At 63.7% G+C, this 21,609-nt stretch carries 21 protein-coding genes; 9 read left to right on the top strand and 12 right to left on the bottom strand.

Going from position 1 to position 21,609, the window contains the following annotated elements:
• Positions 1-13 precede the first annotated feature (13 nt).
• From NKJ81_RS05920 to NKJ81_RS05910, 3 genes are all read right to left on the bottom strand, one after another.
• Positions 14-418, bottom strand: a complete 405-nt coding sequence (locus NKJ81_RS05920) for a GFA family protein (RefSeq protein WP_023676952.1) — start codon at positions 416-418, stop codon at positions 14-16.
• Between the two features lie 79 nt (positions 419-497).
• Positions 498-1,463, bottom strand: a complete 966-nt coding sequence (locus tag NKJ81_RS05915; protein WP_352539943.1) for a cation diffusion facilitator family transporter — start codon at positions 1,461-1,463, stop codon at positions 498-500.
• 123 nt (positions 1,464-1,586) lie between these two features.
• On the bottom strand, positions 1,587-2,396 hold the full coding sequence (locus NKJ81_RS05910) for a transglutaminase-like domain-containing protein (RefSeq protein ID WP_352539942.1): 810 nt from the start codon (positions 2,394-2,396) through the stop codon (positions 1,587-1,589).
• 215 nt (positions 2,397-2,611) lie between these two features.
• Here NKJ81_RS05910 and NKJ81_RS05905 point away from each other — a divergent pair, with 215 nt between their 5' ends.
• Positions 2,612-2,737 carry a hypothetical protein gene (locus NKJ81_RS05905; protein WP_013528464.1) on the top strand — a complete coding sequence of 42 codons (126 nt, stop codon included), beginning with the start codon at positions 2,612-2,614 and terminating at the stop codon, positions 2,735-2,737.
• A 148-nt stretch (positions 2,738-2,885) separates the two neighbouring features.
• Complete coding sequence (locus NKJ81_RS05900; protein ID WP_352539941.1) at positions 2,886-3,191, top strand: DMT family transporter; 306 nt, start codon at positions 2,886-2,888, stop codon at positions 3,189-3,191.
• An 82-nt stretch (positions 3,192-3,273) separates the two neighbouring features.
• On the opposite strand, the gene NKJ81_RS05895 is transcribed toward NKJ81_RS05900, so the two are convergent.
• Positions 3,274-3,702, bottom strand: a complete 429-nt coding sequence (locus tag NKJ81_RS05895; RefSeq protein ID WP_023718183.1) for a DUF6481 family protein — start codon at positions 3,700-3,702, stop codon at positions 3,274-3,276.
• A 230-nt stretch (positions 3,703-3,932) separates the two neighbouring features.
• On the opposite strand from NKJ81_RS05895, the gene NKJ81_RS05890 reads away from it, so the two are divergent.
• The 3 genes from NKJ81_RS05890 to NKJ81_RS05880 all read left to right on the top strand — a co-directional run bounded on the left by NKJ81_RS05890 (position 3,933) and on the right by NKJ81_RS05880 (position 7,446).
• Positions 3,933-4,994 carry an LLM class flavin-dependent oxidoreductase gene (locus tag NKJ81_RS05890; protein ID WP_352539940.1) on the top strand — a complete coding sequence of 354 codons (1,062 nt, stop codon included), beginning with the start codon at positions 3,933-3,935 and terminating at the stop codon, positions 4,992-4,994.
• A 133-nt stretch (positions 4,995-5,127) separates the two neighbouring features.
• The gene (locus NKJ81_RS05885) at positions 5,128-6,288 is read left to right on the top strand and encodes an AI-2E family transporter (protein WP_352472364.1); all 1,161 of its coding nucleotides are present in this window, start codon (positions 5,128-5,130) and stop codon (positions 6,286-6,288) included.
• A gap of 156 nt (positions 6,289-6,444) precedes the next feature.
• Positions 6,445-7,446, top strand: coding sequence for an LLM class flavin-dependent oxidoreductase (locus tag NKJ81_RS05880; protein ID WP_352539939.1), 1,002 nt, complete (start codon positions 6,445-6,447; stop codon positions 7,444-7,446).
• Between the two features lie 156 nt (positions 7,447-7,602).
• On the opposite strand, the gene NKJ81_RS05875 is transcribed toward NKJ81_RS05880, so the two are convergent.
• Positions 7,603-8,226 carry a L,D-transpeptidase gene (locus NKJ81_RS05875; protein ID WP_352539938.1) on the bottom strand — a complete coding sequence of 208 codons (624 nt, stop codon included), beginning with the start codon at positions 8,224-8,226 and terminating at the stop codon, positions 7,603-7,605.
• 255 nt (positions 8,227-8,481) lie between these two features.
• Positions 8,482-9,501, bottom strand: coding sequence for a LacI family DNA-binding transcriptional regulator (locus NKJ81_RS05870; protein ID WP_254815864.1), 1,020 nt, complete (start codon positions 9,499-9,501; stop codon positions 8,482-8,484).
• A gap of 217 nt (positions 9,502-9,718) precedes the next feature.
• On the opposite strand from NKJ81_RS05870, the gene NKJ81_RS05865 reads away from it, so the two are divergent.
• The 3 genes from NKJ81_RS05865 to NKJ81_RS05855 are packed head-to-tail and all read left to right on the top strand — an operon-like array spanning position 9,719 to position 13,574.
• A complete protein-coding gene (locus NKJ81_RS05865; protein WP_352539937.1) occupies positions 9,719-11,302 on the top strand; it encodes a sugar ABC transporter ATP-binding protein in 1,584 nt (527 codons plus the stop codon).
• Positions 11,299-12,612: an ABC transporter permease gene (locus NKJ81_RS05860; protein WP_023676963.1), complete on the top strand. Its 1,314-nt coding sequence runs from the start codon at positions 11,299-11,301 to the stop codon at positions 12,610-12,612. Before NKJ81_RS05865 ends, NKJ81_RS05860 begins: the two co-directional genes overlap by 4 nt.
• The gene (locus NKJ81_RS05855) at positions 12,609-13,574 is read left to right on the top strand and encodes a substrate-binding domain-containing protein (protein ID WP_254815861.1); all 966 of its coding nucleotides are present in this window, start codon (positions 12,609-12,611) and stop codon (positions 13,572-13,574) included. Before NKJ81_RS05860 ends, NKJ81_RS05855 begins: the two co-directional genes overlap by 4 nt.
• A 68-nt stretch (positions 13,575-13,642) precedes the next feature.
• Here NKJ81_RS05855 and NKJ81_RS05850 read toward each other — a convergent pair whose 3' ends face one another.
• From NKJ81_RS05850 to NKJ81_RS05825, 6 genes are read right to left on the bottom strand one after another with little or no spacing between them, the layout of a single operon-like run.
• Positions 13,643-14,104, bottom strand: a complete 462-nt coding sequence (locus NKJ81_RS05850; RefSeq protein WP_352540033.1) for a MarR family winged helix-turn-helix transcriptional regulator — start codon at positions 14,102-14,104, stop codon at positions 13,643-13,645.
• Positions 14,101-14,685, bottom strand: coding sequence for an amino acid synthesis family protein (locus NKJ81_RS05845; protein ID WP_352539936.1), 585 nt, complete (start codon positions 14,683-14,685; stop codon positions 14,101-14,103). The genes NKJ81_RS05850 and NKJ81_RS05845 overlap by 4 nt, the downstream gene beginning before the upstream one ends.
• Positions 14,678-15,553, bottom strand: coding sequence for a UPF0280 family protein (locus NKJ81_RS05840; RefSeq protein WP_352539935.1), 876 nt, complete (start codon positions 15,551-15,553; stop codon positions 14,678-14,680). The genes NKJ81_RS05845 and NKJ81_RS05840 overlap by 8 nt, the downstream gene beginning before the upstream one ends.
• The gene (locus NKJ81_RS05835; protein ID WP_352539934.1) at positions 15,550-17,094 is read right to left on the bottom strand and encodes a 6-hydroxynicotinate reductase; all 1,545 of its coding nucleotides are present in this window, start codon (positions 17,092-17,094) and stop codon (positions 15,550-15,552) included. The genes NKJ81_RS05840 and NKJ81_RS05835 overlap by 4 nt, the downstream gene beginning before the upstream one ends.
• Positions 17,091-19,847 (bottom strand): molybdopterin-dependent oxidoreductase, encoded by a 2,757-nt coding sequence (locus NKJ81_RS05830; RefSeq protein WP_352539933.1) that lies wholly within the window; start codon positions 19,845-19,847, stop codon positions 17,091-17,093. The genes NKJ81_RS05835 and NKJ81_RS05830 overlap by 4 nt, the downstream gene beginning before the upstream one ends.
• Positions 19,847-20,707, bottom strand: coding sequence for an FAD binding domain-containing protein (locus tag NKJ81_RS05825; protein WP_352539932.1), 861 nt, complete (start codon positions 20,705-20,707; stop codon positions 19,847-19,849). Before NKJ81_RS05825 ends, NKJ81_RS05830 begins: the two co-directional genes overlap by 1 nt.
• A gap of 272 nt (positions 20,708-20,979) precedes the next feature.
• Between NKJ81_RS05825 and pncA the strand changes: the two genes are divergently transcribed.
• Positions 20,980-21,579 carry a bifunctional nicotinamidase/pyrazinamidase gene (pncA, locus tag NKJ81_RS05820; protein WP_023676971.1) on the top strand — a complete coding sequence of 200 codons (600 nt, stop codon included), beginning with the start codon at positions 20,980-20,982 and terminating at the stop codon, positions 21,577-21,579.
• Positions 21,580-21,609: the final 30 nt, after the last annotated feature.

Here is a 21,609-nt window from a genome sequence, read left to right as displayed (position 1 = left end):
CCCCGGTCTGGCGCTACTGCTCCTCGATGATGGTTGTGCCTTCGAATTCGGGCAGCCAATGCAGCGCCGAGCGGTGCCAGATCTGCTTTCTCGGCACCAGTTGCTCGCGCTGCCGTGCCGTGCCGACCCTGATACCGTAAACCTTCGGTCCCTCGCCCGCCGACGTGGCGTAGAGATGCGAGCCGCACTCACCGCAAAATGCCTGGGCGCGCTTGGCGCCACTCGAACCGGTCTTGATATAGATCTTCGGCGTGCCCTTGGTGATCCTGTAATTGTCCTCGGACGCCGGCACGGTGACGCGAAAAGCCGTTCCGGTTAGCTTCTGACAATCGATGCAGTGACAAATGGTGGTCTTTTCCGGATCGACTTCGGCCTCGTAAGTGATAGCGCCACAATGACACGCGCCGTCGATTTTCATCTTCGTTCCTCCTGGAGCTTTTGCCTGCGATCATAGCCGGGACTGCCCGATGCGCATCGATTTCCTCAAGCCATTTTCCTTAGGCCGGTTCTTGTCCGGATGCCCCCGCCAAGGCCTTGCTCCGGCGTTCCCAGGTGCCGGTGGTCTGCGGCTTGACGAACAGCCGCGTCACCTCCGGCATCTCCGCCTTCAGCCGCGTCTCGAGGCGCTCGACACAGGTCTCTATCTCCGGCGCCGACAAATGATCCTCGAACTCGATGCTCAAAGCGGCGACGATCTCCTGCGGACCCATATGCAGCGTCAGCACGCCATTTGCCCGTTGCACCGCCGGGTCCTGCTGGATGATGGCCAGCACCTCTGTTTGCACCTCGGGCGAGGCCGGCTCGCCGAGCAGCAGGCTCTTGCTTTCTCGCGCCAGGAAGATCGCGGTCGCGCCCAGGATCAGCGCGATGCCGATCGACGCGGCGCCGTCGAGCTTCGGCATGTCCAGCAATTCCGCCGCCAATATCCCGGCGAAGGCGACAACGAGGCCGAGAAGTGCCGCGCTGTCCTCGAAGAGTACGGTGTAGACACTCGGATCCTTGCTGAGCTGCACCGCCTCAAGCCAGCCGTGGCTGCCTTTTTGGTGGCGGAATTCCTTCAGCGCCACCAGCCAAGAGGTGCCTTCGAAGAGGAAGGAAAGGCCAAGGACAGCGTAGTTCACCTTGGCGTTGGCGATCGGCTCCGGCGCCATGATGTGCGTCACGCCTTCGTAGAACGATATGCCGGCACCCAGTGCAAAGACGAGGAGCGCGACGATGAAGCTCCAGAAGTACAGCTCGCGGCCATGGCCGAGCGGATGCGTGCGGTCGGCCGGCCGGGCGGCACGGTGCATGCCGTAAAGCAGCAGGCTGCCATTGCCGGTATCGACGAGCGAGTGGACGCATTCCGAGAGCATTGCCGAGCTGCCCGTGAACAAGGCAGCGGCAAATTTGGTCAGTGCGATCGCAAGATTTCCGGCGAGCGCCGCATAGATCACTTTTTTTGACCCGCCATGCGCCGCCATGGTGTGCTGCCTTGGTTGATGCACCGAGATTGGCGGAGCGCCCGCCCACGCTCCACAGTCCCCCACAACGCCCGAAGTGCCCAGTTGTTCACAAGGTCAGTTGTTCAAAAGGGCGGCGCGGGGCTATTCGACGACCTCGTCCGTCCAGACCTTGAAGCCAGCCAGCGCGCCCGGCCCAAAAATGTGGGTCAGCGGCACATCGGCGGCATCGCGTCCGGAGGCAATCAGGATGCGGCCGATGCGCGGCGCGTTGTTGCGCGGGTCGAACGCTTGCCAGCGGCCGCCGAGATAGACTTCCATCCAGGCGGCGAAATCCATGTCCGACCACGGCTTTGGCAGGCCGATATCACTGATATAGCCGGTGCAGTAGCGGGTCGGAATGTTCAGGGCGCGGCAGAAGGCGACAGCGAGATGAGCAAAGTCGCGGCATACACCACTCTGCTCGCGATAGGCCTCGGCGGCGGTGCGCGTCGGCCGCGCATTGAAATAGTTGAAGACGATGTGGTTATGGACGAAGTCGCAGACCGCCTGGACGCGCGGAATGCCGAGCGGGGTGCTGCCGAACAGCCGCCACGCTTCATTCGACAGCACGTCGCTCTCGCAATAGCGGCTGGGCAGCAGGAACAGCAGCGTCTCCGACGGCAGATCGCGCACCTCGTGCTGCCACGCCGTCAGCTCGCGCGTCTCGAAGGAGCCGGGGTCGCGGATCACCGCGTCCGTGCCGAACGCAAAGCGCCCGGCCGGCGCAACGAAACGGTTGCACCAATTGCCGAAACTGTCGCGGTAGCTCTCGATCGGCACCGGCGGGTTCGACGTCAGGAAGTCCGGCCGCTCAAGATCGGATGCGCGCGAATAATGGACATTTAGCATCGCGATCAGCGGTGTTTCCTGCGGGAAGTCGAAGCTCATCTGGCAACCGATGTGGATCCGCATTGTCGTCCTGACCGGCCTGCCTGATCATCAGCTGGCGAAACGCGAGGGCTGATGCTGCAGTGCGAAGAAGACCATGGCACGGACCGCTGCGGTTTACGAGGGAATTAGAAACCGGTTGACAGCCCATCGGCCAGGCGACTGCACGGCAGCGGCCTCTTGCAGTCGAACGTTTTCTCTTGTTTCACTTCGCCAGATATCAACTGGAGGAACGAATCATGGCTAAGGGTGCGATGAAGGCAGGCAAGGAGGCCCGCAAGCCGAAGAAGGACGCGAAGAAACCGGCTCCGGCGCCGGCCCTGAAGGCACCGCCGGTGAAGGCGATGAAGCTGAAGGACAAGTAGAGCCGCAGCTACCGGCTTATTTCGACCGGCCGCAAACGCGGCCGGTATGATTGTTCATTAAGCTCACGCGCATCCCCTTGGATGCGGCGAAGGCAATTTTTGCGCTTTTCAAGAAATCGGCCGAAAGCCATCGAAACGGAGCGTTCCGATGTCGTCGGTTTTCCTGTTCCTCGCCGGCCTGTTCGAGATCGGCTGGGCGATCGGCCTCAAATACACCGACGGATTCTCGAAGCCGCTGCCAACCGTCCTGACGGTTGCCTCGATGATCGTCAGCCTGACCTTGCTCGGCCTGGCGCTGAAGGCGTTGGCGGTCGGCACCGCTTACGCGGTGTGGACCGGCATCGGCACGGCGCTGTTGGGGATATGGCTGCTCGGCGAGCCAGCGACGGCGATCAGGCTGGCCTGCATCGCGCTAATCGTCTGCGGCATCATGGGACTGAAGCTCGCGGCTTAGCCGATTCTGACAGACGAACGTGTTCGGGGCCGCTGCAAGGCGGCCCTGATTCTTGAATTCGGCTGATCAGTGCCGGAAGGCGCTATCGCGCGGAGAAGCCGGGCGGCGTCCTGCCGGTGCGCTGCTTGCGCGCGGCATAGCGTGCGTCACGCTTGGCCTTGCGTTCGGCCTCGTCGGCAAGAAAACGGGCGATGCGCTCGTTCTCTTCAGCTTCCCGGATCTTCGCTTCGGCCTGTGCGGCTTCTTCCGCGGCGATGCGTGCCGCTTCGGCAGCTGCCTCGCGCTCGGCCTTTTCGGCCGCTTCGCGCGCCAGCTTTTCCTGCTTCAGCCTGGCCTTTTCGGCCTCACGTATAGCGCGGGCCTCGAGGATTGCCTTGCGCTCGGCCTGTCGTGCCAGCACCGCTGGATCATCTGCCGCCGGCTTTGCCTTGAAGCGCTCCAGAAGCGCCTTCTTTGCCTCGTTTGCGGCATTGCGCCGCTCGAAAACGTCTTTTTCCCTATAGATAGCCAAGTCCACTTCCCTGAAGTCAATTTGCGACGCTTACATACGCGCGAAAACCGAGAGTTCAAGCGCCAAAACGGTATGCCAGCCATGAAATTCTGATCTGTTGCAGCCGGGAGACGCCATTTCGATTGAATTCGGCTGAAAGGCACCCGCACTGTTCACCATCCAGGCATCTGGCGGGGCGGCGGACTGATCGCTACGTGTAGCGCCAAGACAAAACGCTGAGATGACACACTATGGAACTCGGTCTCTACACCTTCGCCGACGTCAGCCCGGAACCGGGTCCCGGTGCGATCGGTGCGCATGAGCGGTTGCGCAATTTGATCGAGGAGATCGAGCTCGCCGACCAGGTCGGGCTGGACGTCTTTGGTCTCGGCGAGCACCACCGTCCCGACTATGCTGCCTCGGCTCCGGCGGTGGCGCTGGCGGCGGCGGCCGAACGGACCAAGCGCATAAGGCTGACCAGCGCTGTCACCGTGCTGTCCTCCGACGATCCGGTGCGCGTCTTCCAGCAGTTTGCCACCCTCGATCTTCTGTCCGGCGGCCGTGCCGAGATCATGGCCGGGCGCGGCTCGTTCATCGAGTCCTTTCCGCTGTTCGGCTACAATCTCGAAGATTATGACGAGCTCTTCGCCGAGAAGCTCGACCTGCTGCTCGCCATCCGCGATCATGTCAAGGTGACCTGGTCGGGCAGTCTGCGCGCGCCGATCAACGACCGCGGCGTCTACCCGCGGCCCTTGCAGGACAAATTGCCGATCTGGATCGCCGTCGGTGGAACACCGCAATCCGTCGCCCGCGCGGGCGTGCTCGGGTTGCCGCTGGCACTGGCGATCATCGGTGGCGAGCCGGCGCGGTTCGCACCGCTGTTCGACATCTACAGGGATGCAGCCAGGCGCGCCGGCAACGATCCGGCAAGCCTTGCCACCAGTCTCAACGTGCACGGCTTCATTGCCGACAGCACGGACCAGGCAGCCGACGATTTTTACGGGCCGCAGGCCGAGGTGATGAACCGCATCGGCCGCGAGCGCGGCTGGGGGCCGACATCGCGGGCGCATTTCGACCAATCGCGCGGCCCAAACGGCGCGCTGTTCGTCGGCAATCCAGAACAGGTGGCCGAGAAGATCGTTGCCCAGCACAGGATATTCGGCAACGACCGCTTCCTGCTGCAAATGGCGATCGGCACCATGCCGCACGCCAAGGTGATGAAGGCCATCGAACTCTACGGCACCAAAGTGGCGCCGATCGTGCGCCGGGAAACTGCGAAGGCCGTTCCCGCCGTGGCGGCGCCGGTTGCCTGATTCCCAGTCACCTGATTCATTGGCAAGGCCGCGAGGCGGCCTTGCCGGTGACGCCGGCTAACGGAACCTTGAAGCGACAGAGGCGTTTTCGCCAACGGTCTGCACCAATCGCGGTGTGCCGCCGAGGGTCAGAATGAAAGCCGAACCCGACGCTTCGGGCGCAAGCGCTGCCGAAAGCCCGGATCCGCGCGTCGAGGCGCGGGCGGATGCGCATCTGATGCGTTCGCTGCTCGTCGGCATCTTCATCCTCATGGCGATCTACGCGCTTTACTTCGCCCGCGCCTTCTTCATGCCGGTCATTCTGGCTTTCCTGCTGGCGCTGACGCTGACGCCGATCGTTCGCTTCCTGCGCAAGCATGGCATGCCCGATGTCATTTCAGCGACACTGCTGGTGCTGCTTTCGTTCTGCCTCGTCGCCGTCGCGGGATATCTGCTCAGCGGCCCGGTCATCGATCTCATCAACAACACCTCGACGATCGGCCAGCAGCTTACCGAACGTCTGGCACAACTGCGCCGTCCGTTCGAAAGGATCGTGGAGGTTTCGCGTCAGATAGAGGGACTGACGCAGACATCCCAGGAGCCGGGCGTTCAGAGGGTGGCGATGGCGCCATCCGGTATTCTCTCGCAGGCCGCCGGCAATGTACTGTCGGCCGGCACCAGCGTCACCATCGTCTTCGTCCTGTCGCTGTTCCTGCTCGCCTCCGGCACGATGTTCTATGAAAAGATCGTCCAATCCTTCCCCAGTCTCAGCGAAAAGAAGCGGGCACTGCGTGTCGTCTACGACGTCGAACGTGAAATCTCGCACTATCTGCTTACCGTCACGATCATCAATACATGTCTCGGCGTGGTCATCGGGCTCGGCCTGTGGGCACTCGGCGTGCCAAACGCGCAGGTCTGGGGCGCGGCAGCGGCTCTGCTCAATTTCCTGCCCTATATCGGAGCGTTAATCACCATCACGCTGGTCACGATCATTGCGCTAATAAGCTTCGACACGATTTCCTACGCGCTGCTGGCGCCGGCCTTCGTCGTTCTATGCTACATCGTCGAAGGCCAGTTCGTGACGCCGACGGTGGTCGGCCGCCGTCTCGAAATCAACGCAGTGGCGATCCTCATCGCCATCGCCTTCTGGTCGTGGCTATGGGGTTTTGTCGGCGCGCTGCTGGCGGTGCCGCTGCTGGTCGTCATCAAGGTGTTCTGCGATCATTTCGACGGTCTCAGCCATGTCGGCAATTTCCTGGCGGCGCAACACACGGCAGCGATCGAGGACGAAGAGATTTCCGAGGTGAACAAGTAGCGGCTTAAAGGGTCAAAAGCGTCCCCCCGATGGTGCAGATCACGACCTTGCATCGGTCGCACGTCCGTTGTGCCCTCAGCGCTCCATCAACATTTTGAATTTGCCGCCTCGGCAACGGCTTCCTACATCCCTTCGGCCCACAGGAAACCCGCGCCGATGACCGTTCTTTCCGTTCTCGACCTGTCGCCGATCGTCGAAGGCAGCAACGCTTCACAGTCACTCGCCAATTCGCTCGATCTCGCCCGTCATGCCGAGCGGCTGGGTTACCGGCGCTATTGGCTGGCAGAGCACCACAATATGCCGGGCATCGCCAGCGCCGCCACCTCGGTGGTCATTGCCCATGTGGCCGGCGGTACCAATACGATACGCGTCGGCGCCGGCGGCATCATGCTGCCCAATCATTCGCCGCTGGTCATCGCCGAACAGTTCGGTACGCTTAACGCTCTGCATCCTGGCCGCATCGATCTCGGCCTCGGGCGGGCGCCCGGCACCGACATGGCCACAGCACGGGCGCTGCGCCGTAACCTCGACGCTGGCGCCGACAATTTCCCGCAGGACGTCGTCGAGCTGATGGGTTACTTGCAGCCGGCCGAAGACGGCCAACGCATCCGCGCGGTGCCCGGCGAAGGCGAAAAGGTGCCGATCTGGATTCTCGGTTCCAGCCTCTACGGCGCGCAGCTTGCCGCCATGCTCGGCCTGCCCTACGCCTTCGCTTCGCATTTTGCGCCGGCCGAGCTCGACCATGCACTGGAGATCTACCGCTCGCGTTTCCAGCCTTCGGAGCAGCTCGACAAGCCTTATGTGATGCTCGGCCTCAACGTCTTCGCCGCTCCTTCCGATGCCCAGGCGCGGTTGTTGTTCACCTCGCTGCAGCAGGCCTTCGTCAATCTGCGCACCGGCCGGCCCGGCCGATTGCCGCCGCCGGTCGAAGGATATGAGCGCGACCTCGATCCAATGGCCAAGACCATGCTCGGCCAAGCGCTTTCCTGCGCCGTCGTCGGCTCCCCGGAAACGGTCAGGCAAGGCATCGAGGCGTTTGTGCGCCGCACAGGGGCCGACGAGTTGATGGTCACGGCGCAGATTTTCGACCATGCGGCGCGGGTGCGCTCGTTCGAGATCCTGGCCGACGCTCACAAATCGCTGTCGGAAGCTGCCTGAGAGTTGGTTCGCCACTTGCCACTGTTGCGGGCAAGGCCGGCCTTAGGCAGGGAACATCGCGAACAGGTGTGCGAAGACATAGCGAACATTTCGCGCGTTTTACGCGGAGGTTTTCGATCCGTCATGCTCGTCCGTTAGCAGGAAACGCGGCGTCCACTAAATGACGATCACCTTGGTGCCGATTGTGGCGCGGTCATAGAGATCGATGATGTCCTGGTTCATGAGGCGAATGCAGCCCGCCGACACAGCTTTGCCGATGGACCACCATTCAGGGCTACCGTGCAGGCGATATCCAGTGTCACCTTTCTCGTTAAAAAGATAGAGCGCCCGCGCCCCGAGCGGGTTCATGAGTCCGCCCTCCATATGGGCCGGTATGATGCGGCCTCGCTTCTGCTCGCGCACGATCATCGCAGACGGCGCGCTCCAATCCGGCCATTCGCGCTTCCTCGCAACGTGAGCAGTGCCATGCCACTCGAAGCCCGCCTTGCCGACGCCGATTCCGTAGCGCAGCGCCTGACCGTCTCCCAACACGTAGTAGAGGAACTTCGCTCCTGTATCGACAATGATGGTGCCCGGCGCCTCTTCAGTCGCATAAGGCACTGTCTGCCGATGGAACTTTTGGTCAACCTTGTAGATCGGAACCGGCGGAACGCGAAAACCGGCGTCGGTGAGGCCGCCATAGGCCTGGGGAAAGGTCTGTAACGCTCCGCCGGTGGTGCAGCCGGAGAATGCGGCCATCCCAGCAAGTACCAGCCCGATTAGGATCGATTTCACGCGCATGACTCAAGCCGGCGCCCGTGTGAACGATCTGTCGCATCTCGTCATATTCCTAATCCGACATGCTTCGATTGCCAAGATTTTCCTGACTGTCGGCTGGCTAATTGTTGGCCACTTGGCCCGATCGGCGCCGCGTCCTTCAATTTGCTCGGTTTTTGAACGACGAACCCCCGTAGTGGCTGCGCAGACCTGGGGTCGGCAGGACAGAGGGAGCGCTGTCCGTCCGGCATTGCAAAGTTTCTGAACAGAGCCCACGCGCTACGCGCTGACGCTCTGCGCAGTCGCACCTAGCGGACGGCATGAATTGCGGATCATCAAGCGTCCCTTGAGCGTCAGCTTGCGCGGCGGCGCATCCCTGTTTCCGGCGAGCCGGTCGAGCAGCAGATTGGCCGCCTGTTCGCCGATCGCCTGCACGGGCTGTGCGACCGTGGTCAATTGCGGCCGGAACACATCCGACCACGGAAAATCGTCGAAGCAAGCGACGGAAATATCCTCCGGACAGGACAGGCCGATATCGCGAATGGCCTTCATGGTGCCGATCACCATCGGGTTGTTGGCCGAAAAGATGGCGCTCGGCCGGTCGTGCAGCGAAAGCAGCTGCATGGTGGCGTTGTAGCCATCGACTTCGTGGAAGTTGCCGAAGCGGACGAGCTCGGGTTCGGCCGGCAGGCCGGCGGCCTGGAGGGCCTCGCGGTATCCCGCCATGCGGTCATGCATCGGCGAGATATCGAACGAGCCGGAGATGTAGCCGATGCGCCGATGGCCGAGATCGATCAGATAAGTGATGGCGTCGAACACCGCGCGCTGATTGTCGAGAACGACGGCATCGGTGTCGACACCCTGGCAAACACGGTCGAGCAGCACGACCGGCACATTGGCGTCGTCGACAATCCGTTTGAGGATCGCGCCGTCACCGACACGCGCGACGATCAGTCCGTCGACCATGCGGTCGAGCAGCAGCCTGATCTGGTCGTCCTGCGTGTTCAGGTGCTCGTCGGTGCAGCACAGCATGACGGCGTAGCCGGCCCTGTCGAAAGCCTGCTGGATGACCGAAACCACGTCGGTAAAGAACGGATTGGTGATGTGTGGGACGGTGAGCCCGATGGTGCGTGTGGTGCCCATCTTGAGGCTGCGGGCGATAGCGTTGCGCTTATAACCGATGTCGCGGATCGCCTGTTCGATCCGCTGGCTGAGCTCGGGGCTGACGGTCGCGGTGCCATTGATCAGCGCCGATACGGTGGCCACGGAAACACGCGCGGCCTCGGCCACATGAAGCATAGTCGGGGCAGTGAATTTGCGCTGCTTTTTTCGTCCTGACGCTGTCATTTTCGAAACGTTTCACCACTCCACGGTAGCAATACGTACGGAATCTTATGATTTTGCGCAAGAATTGAAATGGATCAATCTCAGGCTCCAGATATTGCCTTGACATGATCGAAACGTTTAGATTAGCGTTTGAGGTGTTCGGTGACGACGGAGGGAGGCCGTCCTTATCATGCAGCACGGCAATTCCATCCCTGCGCAAGGCGTTGTGGCGGACGGCTCGGCGATCGTGCTGAGCGCCGAGCACATCTCCAAGTCCTTCGGCGGTATCGCCGCGCTTGTCGATGTCGGCTTCGAACTGCGGCGCGGCGAGGTCCATGCGCTGATGGGCGAGAACGGCGCCGGCAAGTCGACGCTGATGAAGATCCTGTCCGGCGTCTATACGGACTATAACGGAACGGTCAGTATCGATGGCCATCCGGTGCGCTTTGCCGGCGTCCGCGAAGCCGAGCGCGCCGGCATCGCCATCATCCACCAGGAGCTGAACCTCGTTCCCGAACTTAGCGTCGCCGACAATATCTTTCTCGGCCGCGAGAAGCTGATCGCCGGGCTGATCGTCGACCGCAAGGCGAGCAGCCGCGCTGCCGGCGCGCTCTTGCAAAGGCTCGGCATCGAGCTCGACCCGGATGCGCGCGTCGGTGCCTTGCGCGTCGGCGAACAGCAGCTGGTCGAGATCGCCAAGGCGCTGTCGATGTCGGCGCGCATCCTGATCATGGACGAGCCGACCTCCGCCCTTTCGCCGGCCGAATGCCAGCGGCTGTTCCGCATCATCCGCCAGCTCGCCGACAGCGGCGTGGCGATCGTCTACATTTCGCACCGCATCGACGAGGTCATGCATCTGGCCAGCCGCGTCACCGTGTTTCGCGATGGACGCCACGTCCTGACGCGGGCGATGGACAAGCTCGACGAAGACGCCATAATTTCGGCGATGGTCGGGCGAAACCTGCTTGCTTCCTCCCAGGAGCACCGCATCCCCGGTGGCAACACGGTCCTGTCCGTAAGCGAGCTGTCGCTGTCGAAGCCCAATCGCAATGGTTGGCGCACCGTGCTCGATGGCGTCAGCTTCGATCTTGCCGCAGGAGAAATCCTCGGTGTCGGCGGGCTGCTGGGCTCGGGCCGTACCGAAATCCTGGAAACCATCTTCGGGTCCAGCGGCGGACGTGCCGGCGGTGGGATCAGGCTCGATGGCGAGGCAGTAGAAATCCGTTCGCCGCGCGATGCGCGCCGGCTCGGCATCGCCCTGGTCACGGAAGACCGCAAGACGCAGGGCCTCCATCTCGAGGCCTCGATCACCGACAATGTCGCGCTGCCGCTGGTCGGCGCCCTGGCGCGGTTCGGCGTGCGCTCGTTGGCCGGTGAGCAAGGGCTGGCACGGGACGCCGTCAAGGCGCTCGGCATTCGCTGCGAGACCGTCGAGCAGCCGGCCGGCACGCTGTCCGGCGGCAACCAGCAGAAGGTCGTCATCGGCAAATGGCTAGCGACGAGGCCGCGGGTGCTGCTGCTTGACGAGCCGACACGCGGCATCGATGTCGGTGCCAAGCGGGAAATCTACGATCTCATCTTCAAGCTGGCGCGAGACGGGCTGGCAATCGCCGTCATCAGCTCGGAATTGCCGGAGCTGCTGCATCTTTCCGACCGTATCCTGGTCATGGCCGACGGCCGCCAGACGGGAATCCTATCCCGCGCGCAAGCCAGCGAGGAGGCCATCATGCGGCTTGCGGCGCCGCGACGGACGATGACGAGGCCTGCCGCATGAGCATTTTGCATATCCTGTCCCGGACGAAGCTCTATTGGGGCCTGATCGCCATCTTCCTGATCGGCGTGCTCGGCTCGCCGATCAGCTCCAAGGGCAACAACATCTTCCTGTCCTACGGCAACCTGCTCGATGTGCTGCGCCAGGTGTCGACCACCGGGCTGATTGCCACCGGCATGACTGCGGTGATCATCACCGGCGGTATCGACCTTTCCGTCGGCTCGCTGATGGCTATCTGCACGGTGGTCTGCGCCATGCTGCTGACGGTCCCCGGCGTGACGCCGGCGGTGGTGCTGGGGGTGCCGACAGTTGCCCTGGCAGCCCTTTGCCTCGGCATTCTCGTCACTCGTTTCATCCTGCTGAACATCGAAAAATCCCGCGCCGGCGCGCAGGCCACGCACGACATCAGGTTGGACAGCGTTCGCGGGCTGGTGACGCCCGGCATTGTCGGGGTGATCCTGTGCAGTCTGGTGCTGTGGTTCCTGCTGCCGCAGGTGGGCTCAAAATTCGGCGTGCTCGGCGTGCTGCTGGTGGCGCCTTGCGTCGGCCTGCTGTTCGGCGCGCTCAACGGCTTCATCATCGTCGCCGGGCGGCTGCAGCCCTTCATCGTGACGCTGGCGATGATGGTCACTGCGCTCGGCATCGCCCGGCTGACAGCCGGCCAGAACAATGCGGTGCTGCCGGTCTACACCGGCTCGAATGCCACCGCCGATTTCGAAATGCTGCGCTCGCTGGTATTCGGCGTGATCCCGATGCCGGGCCTGTTCTTCCTCGGCGCCATCCTGATCTACGGCGCCGTGCTGCGCTTCACCCCGTTCGGCCGCTATGTCTATGCGATCGGCGGCAATGAGGAGGCGGCGCGGCTGTCGGGCATCGCCGCAGGCCGCGTGAAGATCGCCACCTATGCCGTGTCAGGGCTGCTGGCCGGCATCGCGGCGGTGCTCTATGTCGCGCAATACCGGCAAGGCAAGCCTGATGCCGGCGCCGGCCTGGAGCTCGACGCGATCGCCGCCGTGGTCATCGGCGGCACCAGCCTGATGGGCGGACGCGGCAGCCTCACCGGGACGTTCTGCGGCGTGCTGATCTTCGGGCTGCTCTCCAACATCCTGCAGCTGCACAACATCAATTCGAACCTTCAGCTGGTGCTGAAGGGGATGATCATCATCGGTACCGTGCTCGTACAGGAGCGCAGTGCCGGTGATCTTCTCTTCTATCTGCGACTGCCCGGCGGGCAAGCGCACAAGGAAACGGCCGCGGCAAAGCGGCCGTCGCAAGAGACCGCGTCTCTGAATATTGGAGGAAACAAGAAATGAAACGACGTGAATTGTTGAAGCTCGCCGGGCTGACAGCGGCACTCCTGACCACGACCGCCATGCTTGCCGGCGGCGCCCATGCGCAGGACAAGAAGTGGAAGATCGGCTTCTCGCAGGTGACGACCATCGAACCCTGGCGCGCCCAGTTCAACAAGGACATCCTGGCCGAAGCGGCCAAGCATCCGGAAGTCGAGCTGATCATCACCGACGGCGAGGATAAGACCGAGAAGCAGGTCGCCGACGTCGAGAACCTGATCCGTCAGGAGGTCGATGCGCTCTTGGTATCACCGAAAGAATCCGCCGGCCTGACCGGTGTCGTGCAGCAGGCGATCGATGCCAAGATCCCGGTCTTCGTGCTCGACCGCAACGTCGAAACCAACGACTACACGCAGTTCGTCGGCGGCGACAACAAGCTGATCGGCCGGGCTGCCGGTGAATATGCCGTCGAGCTGCTTGGCGGCAAGGGCAAGGCCGCCGGCAACGTCGTCGAGATCTGGGGCGGCATGGGCACCCAGCCGGCACACGACCGCCATGACGGCTTCCATGAATTCACCGACAAGGAGCCAGGCATAAAATACCTGCTCGACCAGCAATCGGGCGACTGGAAGCAGGACCAGGCCTACAACATCATGGCGACGGCGTTGCGCAACAACGAGAAAATCGATCTTGTCTACGGCCACAATGATCCGATGGCCTATGGCGCCTATCTTGCCGCCAAGGACGTCGGACGTGAGAAGGACATCAAGTTCATCGGCATCGACGGCCTGCCCAATGAAGGCGTGCAGCTGGTCGCCAATGGCGAGCTGACGGCGACGTTCACTTATGTGACGCCGGGCGCCGAAGGGCTGCGGCAGGCGATCAAGTTCCTGAACGGGGAGAAGGTGGAAAAGACCATCACCCTGCCGACGCAGAAGATCACCAAGGAAAATGCCGCCCAGATCCTGAAGGACAACGGCCTCTGAGACGAGGCTTTCCTGCCGGGCGTTCAGCGCCCGGCAGGAACAACAACCAAACGCCGGCAGGCAGCAGATTAAGCCAGCTTGGCCAGCAGCTTCATGAAAATGGCCGCTTCCTTGGCGGAAAGCGGCGCCAGCGTTTCCTGCGTAATCTCACGGGCAAGCGGAATCAGCCGCTCGATCGCGTCGCGCCCCTCGGCGGTCAGATTGACCTGCAGGCGCCGTTTGTCGACTTCGTGTTTGCTAAGTTCGACAAAGCCACGCGCTTTCAGCCGGTCGATGACGCCCTTCACGGTCGCCGCATCCATGGCGATCAGGCTGCCAAGCTGGTTCTGCGAGGTCTCGCCGACGTCGCGCAATTTGGCCAAAGCGGCAAATTGCGGCGGCGTCAGATCGGCGATGTGTGCGGCGAAGATCGAGACATGGCGCTGATGCGCCTTGCGCAGGATGAAGCCGACCTGCTCCTGCAAGCGATAGTCGTTTTCGTCAGGCTCCTCGGCCTCGACCAGCTTGAGCAGATTGTCCTCGGCGCTCACCGCAGCCCATCCCATGCCTTAATGTCCTTGGCCGCCAGCCCACCCATGCGGTCGTGCACGCGCGGGCCGCAGGTCATGGCGAGGCAAAACAGGATCTCGTCGGGACGGGGGCCATCGCTGATGCCGATTTCCATGGCATCGAAATGGCTGCGCACATAGGCGGCGTTGATGTGGCCGAGCGGCACATCGAGCCGCGCGCCGAAGCCGCCGACCTTCTTCGCCGAGGGCACGATCGCCTTGGCGTCGCCGAGCCGTTCGCGCATGGCATAGCCGCCCGGCACATGCCACAGCGCGCCATGCTCCAGCTCGCCCGCCATGCCGACGATGGCGCCCTTGCCGTAACCGTCGATCTGTTTGACGTCGCCGCCCAATGCGGCAATAAGCCTGTCGGAGAGCAGCAGCCCGAGCGGCTTCAAATCCTCCATGGCGCTCTGCAGTTCCTCGACGTAATGGCCGGCGAACGGGTTCTTGACCACAGCCATGGCCGCCGCGCGGCGCCGCGGCACCTTCGCCACCGGCCCGCCTTCGTGAAAAATCTCTTCGGTCAGCACGGCGATCTTGCGGATCGGAAACTCAGGCATGAGCAATTTCCCTCTCTAAAACTTTATTGGCGAGCGCCATCGGACCTGCGATGCGCGCCTGACCGCCGAGGAAAAGTGCCGCGGCGGCAATCAGGCCGCGCCGCCGAAACTCCTCGGCAACGGCAAATCCGCCTTCCAGCGCAATAGCGATTTCAGCGGCGGAAAGCAGCCCCACGCCCTGCGTCACCAAACGGTCGCCGAGGTCGCTGTCAGGTGCGAGATCGCGCGCCCGTACGCGCCTAACGGCCGGATGACCGGGCAGGTCGACGGCGTTGGCGATCAAGGTCGCGGCGGCATCGGCTTCAGCACCCGTTCGCGCCAGCACCGTGACCGCGTCGGCGATGCCCAGCGAAAAGGAGCGGCCGCGGCAGCCGCTTGTCGCGACACCGCGGATCCCGTCTTCGGGGCGGATCGTGAGACGATCTGCCAACCCATGACCTGTCCCGGCAATGGCAAGCGTCATCGACTGCGCGTGGCCGAGATAGATCGCGCTGTCGCCGCCATTGTTGACATAGGCGCGCTCGAGCCGGCGGCCGGCAAGCAGCGCGCCAAGCACTTCGTCGGCTACCGAGCCGGCGACGGCCGCCATCGGTGTGATGAATTGTTTCGCTAGCGGAACGACCGCCGCTTCCATGCGGCGCGCCGTCGGGCCAGCGAAAGCACGTGGCCGCGAGGCGGCCGAGCGCCGCAGTTCGGGCAACTCTTCGACCAGTTCGGGCAGGATTGTCTGGAAGCGCGCCACTGCCTGGCGATATGCGGCGCTGCATTCACTCGCCTCGCCGAATGCCTCGACGATCAGGTCGATCGGCCCATGATTGAGATGAAGCCTCCGGCCGTCCTCGAGCAAATGCGCCTGCGGGCCGTTCATCGCCCGGCCCCGTTTGCGGTCGCGCGACGCAACTGCGCCAGCGGCGGCCAGGGATTGTCACGGGGTGCGGCCGTGCCGCGGCGCGGATTGAGATATTCGCCGCCCTTGGCCAGGATATCGTCGACGCTGCGGATTTCGCCTTCGTAGCCGCCAAGCCTGACATAATCGTCGCGGCGCATGGTGAACTCGATCGGCGCCACCAGCGCCGGGGTCGGCACATAGCCGAAGGCGCCTTCCGGCACGCGGGTGACGTCGACCATCAGCGTGATGCCGCCGCCCGGCCAGACATAGACCGGCGCGCCGCCGACCGTCACATAGGTCGTCAAGCCCTGCACCGAGCGGGTCAGATTGACCGGGTTCTCGGTGACGCCGGCGCGCAGCGAGCCGCCGGCGCCGCCGACGAAAAGCACGGTGCAGAGCGCCGGCTCGCAATTGTCCTCGATCAGTTCGACCGACTTCCGCAGCCGCTCCGGGAACGGTTTCTGGACCGGCTTCAGTTCGTCGTCGAGCTCGTAATAGGCGAATTGCTCGCCGGTGGTCGAGACCATCAGCAGCGACATGCCGGGGCGCGCACCCTTTTTGGCGTTCCATTCACCAAGGATCGACAGCGGGTCGGAAATGCTGGTGCCGCCCCAGCCGAGGCCGGGCTCCGACACCTTGAAATAACGGCCCGGCGTCGAACGGCGGCCGATGATCTTGATGCCGGTATCCTGCCAGCCAAGCACCTTGCCGGCCTGATGCTCGGAGACGACGCCGGTGATGTGGTCATCGACCACCACCACCTCGTCGACAAGGCCACGCCATTGGGTCGCGAACATGCCTATGGTAGCCGAACCGCAGCCGACGCGCATGCGCTGCTCGAGCTTGCCGTCGATGACCGGCGGCTTGCCGGCTTCGACGATGACGGTGGCGCCGCCGTCGATGACGAGTTCAACCGGTTTGCGGTTGCACAGGGCGAGCATGGCGTCGCAGGTGGTGCGCCCTTCAGCCTTCGAGCCGCCGGTCAGATGATGTACGCCGCCCAGCGACAGCATCTGCGAGCCGTATTCGCCGGTCGTGACATGGCCGATCGCCTCGCCTTGGGCACGGACCGTAGCCGTTTCGGGGCCGATATGACGGTCGGTGTCGATCTTCACCTTGACGCCGCAATAGGAGAAGATGCCCTCGGTGACGACGGTGACCAGATCGACGCCATCGACCTCCTGGCTGACGATGAAGGGCGCCGGCTTGTAATCGGGATAGGTGGTGCCGGCGCCGATGGCGGTGACGAAGCGGCGGCCGGTGTTGACCAGTTCGCCGTCCCATGCCTCGCCTTCTTCGGCAAAGGGTACGATTGCGGCGCCGGTCTCGGCCGCGTGGTCGAGGATGGTCAGTGGATCCATCCGCACGATCCTGCCGCCAACATTGCCGTAGCGGTCGCAGGCGCCGGTGCGGCCATCGGCGATGTAGCACATGACTGGACAGGCATCGCAGCGGATCTTCTCGGCCACCAGCTTCTCGCCGGGATCGTGGGTCTCGAAGCGTTCGGCAAGCTCGCTCATCGGCGCGCCTCCTTGTCGAGGATGGCGGCGCGGATGCGGGTCGGCGTCGCCGGAATTTTGGTGACCAGCACACCGGTGGCGTGGCGGATGGCGTTGAGGATCGCCGGCGCCGTCGGGATCAGCACATGCTCGCCCAAACCCTTGGCGCCGAAGGGTCCTTCCGGATCCGGAACTTCTATCAGGATGGTCTCGATCGGTGGCACGTCGCCGATCGTCGGGATCAGATAATCGTGCAGGTTTTCGGTGCGGCCGGGGATGAATTCCTCCATCAGCGCCATGCCGATGCCCTGGGCGATGCCACCCTCGATCTGGCCCTCTGCCAATAAAGGGTTGATGGCCTTGCCGACATCGTGAGCGGCGGTGATTTTTATAAGCTTCACGGTGCCGAGCCTGAGGTCGACCTCCAGTTCGGCGATCTGCGCGCCATAGCCATAGACGGCATAAGGCTTGCCCTGGCCCTTGGCATCGAGCGGCAGCGTCGGCGGGTCGTAGCTTTCCTCGGCGCGAAAGACAAAGCCTTCGGGGTCTGCCTTCAGCGAGGAAAGATCGACGCGGCGCGTCGCTTCGCCTTCCCTGATGCTCAGGCTTGTGCCGTCCAGCGCAATCGCCGCCTTTTCCGAGACATTGGCGAAACGCAAGATCTCCTCGCGCAAGGCGCGGCCGGCCTTTTCGGTGGCCTTGCCGGTGACGAAGGTCTGGCGCGAGGCCGAGGTCTTGCCGGCGTCGGGAGTGATCGCCGTGTCGGCGCCTTTCAGCATGAATTTTTCGAGCGGAAGACCCAACGCATCGGCGCAGATCTGCGCGATGACAGTGTTCGAGCCTTGCCCGATATCGACCGCACCCTGATGCAGGACGACTTCGCCCGATGCCAAGATGCCGACCTTGATGGTCGACGGATTGGGCAGCGAGGTGTTGCCGCAGCCGTACCAGCAAGAGGCGACGCCGACGCCGCGTTTTCTTTCGCTGCTGCTACGGGCGTTGAACGCGTCGGCGTCAGTTAGGGCACGCTGCCAATGTGAACGGAGGGCCTCGAGGCAGTCGGCGATGCCGACGCCCGACTCGAGCCGCTGCCCGGTGACTGTTTCGGATCCGTTCCGAAGGCAGTTCTTCAGGCGAAAGTCGAGCCGATCCATGCCGAGCTTGTCGGCCAGGTCGTCATAGAGGGTCTCCTGCATGATCGTCGCCTGCGGCACGCCGAAACCGCGAAAGGCGCCGGCAATCGGGCCGTTGGTGTGGATGGCGCGGCCTTCGGCACGATAGTTCGGCGTCGCATAGGGGCCGGAGGCGTGCACCGGCACGCGGTTGGCGACCGTCGGCCCCCAGCTGGCATAGGCGCCGGTGTTGAAATCGCCGGCGAAGACCATGCCGGTGACGCGGCCGCCGGCATCGGCGCCGATGCTCGCTCTCATCAGAGCCGGATGGCGCTTGGTGGTCGAGATCATCGATTCGGTGCGGCTGTAGGCGAGCGCCGCCGGCCGGCCGGTTTTCATGGCGACGAGGCCGATGAGCGGTTGCAGCGAGACGTCGAGTTTGGAGCCGAAGCCGCCGCCGGTGGCGGTCGGCACGATGCGCACCTTTTCCGGGGCAAGGCCGAGCACTTTTGCCGTGTCGTCACGGTCCATATAGGGCGCCTGCGTGCAGGCGACGACGACCAGCGTGTCGCCGTCCATGAAGGCATAGCCGGCTTCCGGTTCGATATAGGCGTGCTCGACATAGGAGGTGTCGATGGCGCCGGAAACGACGAAAGCCGCACCGGCAAGCGCGGCTTCCGGGTCGCCACGCTCGACGAAGCCGGAGGTGAGCAGGTTCGAGGGCCGGTTTTCATGGACCAGTTGCGCACCGCCGGCCTGCGCTTCGCCAGTTTCCAGAAAATGCGGCAACTCTGTCCAACTGACAGGAAAATCGGCAAGGTCGAGATCGAGGATAGCCTCGCGTTCGCCGGCAACCAGCGCCACCGCCTCACCGCGAAAGCGCGAAACCCCTTCGGCCAGCGCCGGCTGGTCGGCGAAGGGCGCGATGACGCCGAAACAATTCTTTCCCGGAATGTCGGCGGCGGTGAAGACGCCGGCAATGCCGGGACGGGATTTCACCCAGCTGCCGAGATCGCCGAAGCTGAAGGCGGCATGATAGTGCGGTGAGCGGACCACCAGCACCGACAGCGCATCGGCGGGGAAGGAATCGCCGCCGAATTTTTCGCCGCCAGTGACTTTCGGCAGGCCATCGAGGCGGATCGGCGAGGAGCCGACGGCATGGCCAGAGGATGGCATGCGCTGATCGGGGCCGTCGGCGTGGCGCCAAGCATCCATCACCGCGGCGACGATCTTGCGGTAGCCGGTACAGCGGCAGAGCACGCCGCCCAGTGCATCCTGCGTTTCGGCCTCGCTCGGGCAAGGCGTCCTGTCCAGGAGTGCCGTTGCCGCGACCAGCAGGCCGGGCGTGCAGGCGCCGCATTGCGCTGCGCCATGGCTGAGGAACGAAGCCTGCAGCGCCGACAACCGGCCATTGGCGAGGCCTTCGACGGTCGTCACCACGGTGCCGGAGGCGGAAGCCGCGGGCATCAGGCAGGCGCAGACCGGCTTGCCGTCGACCAGCACCGTGCAGGCGCCGCAATCGCCGGCATCACAGCCGATCTTGGTGCCGGTCAGCCGCAACTCGTCGCGCAGCACCGCGGACAGCCGCCGCACCGGCGGCACACAAACGCTGACGGCGGCGCCGTTGACTTCGAAGGCGATGTCGGCGCGCTCCATGCCCATCAGGCCGCCGCCCTTTCGTCGGGAACAGCGCCCATCGCACCAAGCACGGCGCGGGCGACGATCTCGCGCGCAGCGTCCAGTCGATATTCGGCGCTGCCGCGCACGTCGCCGATCGGCGACAGCTCGTCCATCGGTGCGGATTGGATCGCAGTGGCCAGCGCGTGGCCGACGGGCCGGCCGCGTAGCGCCGCCTCGACACCCGCCAGGCGCCTGGCGACAACCGAGCAGGAACCGACGGCGACGGCCGCGTTCCTGACCATACCATCTTCGACGGCCAGGCGTGCGGCGGCCATGGCGATGGAGATGACGAGATAACGCCGCGCGCCGAGTTTCACGAAGGCGGAGCTGCCGGCGGTCGCGGGTTTGGGAATGCGGATTGCCGTGACCATTTCGCCGGGCTGCAGTGCGGTGCGACGGTTGCCGAGGATGAATTCTGCAAGGGGCAGATGCCGGGTCGCCACAGCGGAACGCAGTTCGACTTCGGCATCGAGCACCAGCAGCGCCGGCACGCCATCGGCGGCCGGCGAGGCGTTGCAGAGATTGCCGGCAATCGAGGCAACGTTCTGGATCTGCACCGAGCCGACTTCCCGCGCCGCCTGCTTCAGCGCGTCGAAAGCCGCCGGCAGAGGATGGCGGACGAGATCGGTCCAGGTGGTGCGCGCGCCGACGAGCCAATGGTTTTCGGCTTCGGCAATGCCGCGCAATGCCACCAGCCCATTGATATCGAGGACATTGTCGCGGAAAGGCTTGCTGCCCTGTGCCGGATAGAAGTCGGTGCCGCCGGCGAGGATGCGCCATTGCCCTTCGCCCAGCAAAGCGAGGGCGTCGTCGACCGTGGTGGGTTTTGCGTAACGGATCACGCTTTGCCTTCCCAGAATGGGCTTCCCGAGAGGGGATCCTGCCGAAAGATTTTCCCGAGCATTCAAGGCACGAAATTCATTCGTATGCAAATGATATCAAGCCGGCAGGAATTGTCAAAGCCAGAGTTTGCACGACTGTTGGCACCGGTGCATCCGGAATGCATTTGTTATGCCATGAGAGGTTGACGCAGCCGGCCATCTGGTCAAGTTTCTGCGTCCGGTCGCGTTTTTATTGGAGCCTAAGCTCAAGACCAAGAAAATAAGGAGGCTCCATGGCCGACGAAGCGCTTGTCGTTATCGACCTGCAGAACGATTTCTGCCCGGGTGGCGCCCTTGAAGTGGCCGGTGGCGACGAAATCGTGCCGTTGGTCAATGACCTAATCCGGCGGACCGAGCACGTCCTGCTGACGCAGGACTGGCACCCTGCCGGCCATTCGAGCTTTGCCTCCAGCCACCCCGGCAAGCACCCGTTCGAAACGATCGACGTGCCTTATGGCCACCAGACGCTGTGGCCGGATCACTGCATCCAGGGCAGCCTGGGATCGGATTTCCATTCGGGCCTCGCCTGGAGCAAGGCCGAGCTGGTGATCCGCAAGGGGTTCCGTCCTGCGATCGACAGCTATTCCGCATTCTTCGAGAACGACCGGACGACGCCGACCGGCCTTGCCGGCTATCTCCGGGATCGGAACATCGAGACGCTGACCCTGGTCGGCCTGGCGACGGATTTCTGCGTCGCCTTTTCGGCGCTCGACGCGGTCAAGCTCGGTTTTGAGACGTCCGTGCGGCTCGACGCCTGCCGCGGCATCGATCTCAACGGCTCCGTGGAGAGGATGCTGGGCCGGATGCGCGATGCCGGCGTGACACTGATTTGAACGTCATCCAGCCGAACCTGACAGACTTTT

The organism is Mesorhizobium sp. M0018 (assembly GCF_040323955.1).
In the GTDB taxonomy this organism is placed as follows: domain Bacteria; phylum Pseudomonadota; class Alphaproteobacteria; order Rhizobiales; family Rhizobiaceae; genus Mesorhizobium.
Note: the sequence above shows the minus strand (reverse complement) of the source record. Positions and strands in the feature narration are given on the sequence as shown.